Raw genomic sequence first — 235 nt, 5'->3', positions numbered from 1 at the left:
GGCCTCTTCAAACTTTTCCAACTGGCTGTCGAAATTGATTTTCGCGTCTTTAACCGTCAGCGCTTCCCAAATCAGATCCAGAATTCGGCGGTAAATCTGTCCATCGCCAAATTCAGTTTGCTTGCAGAACATGGCGTAATTCGGGTACATGCGTTCGCACAGACAGGCCATAAATGTGACGTGCTGCCAGCTTTCCAGCTTCTCCAGACGCAGGTGAATCGGATTTTGTAACATG

Annotated in this window: 1 protein-coding gene; it reads right to left on the bottom strand. The window is 48.1% G+C overall.

What is annotated here, in order from left to right:
• Positions 1-234: DUF416 family protein (locus tag FDX22_RS08645; RefSeq protein WP_146717051.1), on the bottom strand; the 234-nt coding region annotated here is incomplete at its 3' end.
• Between the last annotated feature and the right edge of the window lies 1 nt (position 235).

Source organism: Citrobacter sp. TBCS-14 (assembly GCF_005280805.1).
Classification (GTDB): domain Bacteria; phylum Pseudomonadota; class Gammaproteobacteria; order Enterobacterales; family Enterobacteriaceae; genus Citrobacter; species Citrobacter gillenii.
The sequence above is the reverse complement of the archived record's forward strand: the minus strand, read 5'-3'. Positions and strand labels throughout refer to the sequence as shown.